Raw genomic sequence first — 1125 nt, forward strand, 5'->3', positions numbered from 1 at the left:
GCGGATCGCCTCGATCAGCCGGTCGATGTCCGCGGGCGTGTTGAACATGCCGAGGGACACGCGGATGCCGTCGCGCTCGGGCGAGACGCGGATGCCGCTCTGGGTGAGGTAGTCCAGCCAGGGATCGGCCGGCAGGGCGATGACGTAGATGTGCGGCGCCCGGTGCTGCCGCTCGCGCGGGCCGACCAGCCGGATGCCCTCCCGGTCGAGCTGCGCGATCAGGTAATCGCCCAGCGCGAAGCAATGCGCCTGGATCTTCTCGACGCCGACGGAGCCGATCAGGTCGAGGGCCGCCCCGAGACCCTGGATCGCCGGCAGGTTGAAGTTGCCCAGCTCAAACCGCCCGGCGGAGGCGGCCAGCGCCATGTTGTCCGGCCGGGCGATGAAGTCCGCCGGCGGCTCGGCCAGGCTGATCGCCGCCATGTAGGCCGGCTCCAGCTCGGTCCGGCTCGCGTCCCACCACAGCAGGCCGAGCCCCTGGGGCGTGAGCAGCCCCTTATGCGTGCCCGAGCCGACGAAGGTGGCGTTGAGCGCCTTCACGTCGAGCGGGACGACGCCGATGCCCTGCATGACGTCGACCACGAAGTAGAGGCCCTTCTCCTTGCACAGCCGGCCGACGCTCTCGACGTCGAAGCGATGCCCGGCATGGAAGGTCACCTGCGACATGGAGATGACGCGGGTGTTGTCGTCGATATGCGGGCGGAAGCTCTCGGCATCGATGACCTCGGTCATCGGGATGAACGCGACCGCGACGCCCTTCTTCTTCAGGTTGAGGAAGGCGTAGGCGTTGTTGGGATGGTCGCCGTCGATCAGCAGGACCTTGTCGCCCGGGCGCAGCGGCAGCGCGTTGGCGGCGATGTTCATGCTCTCGGAGGTGTTCTTGGTGAAGGCGATCTCCTCGGGCCGCGCCCCGATGAAGCGGGCGAGCTTGGCGCGGGTCTCCTCCAGGCGGTTGAGCCAGACCTGCTTGGGGCCGGCGGTCTCATAGCCCTCGCGCAGGAAGCGCTCGTAGGCCTCCTTCACGGGGCGCGCGAGCGGCGTCTGGAAGCCCGAGTCGAGGTAGACGATCGAGTCGGCGGCGGGAAACTCCTTCCGGACGGCGGCCACGTCGTAATGCTGCGTCAT

At 68.6% G+C, this 1125-nt stretch carries 1 protein-coding gene; it reads right to left on the reverse strand.

What is annotated here, in order from left to right; genetic code table 11:
- Positions 1-1125: aminotransferase class V-fold PLP-dependent enzyme (locus tag WYO_RS28815; protein WP_007569508.1), on the reverse strand; the 1125-nt coding region annotated here is incomplete at both ends.

Source organism: Methylobacterium sp. GXF4 (assembly GCF_000272495.1).
GTDB lineage: Bacteria > Pseudomonadota > Alphaproteobacteria > Rhizobiales > Beijerinckiaceae > Methylobacterium > Methylobacterium brachiatum.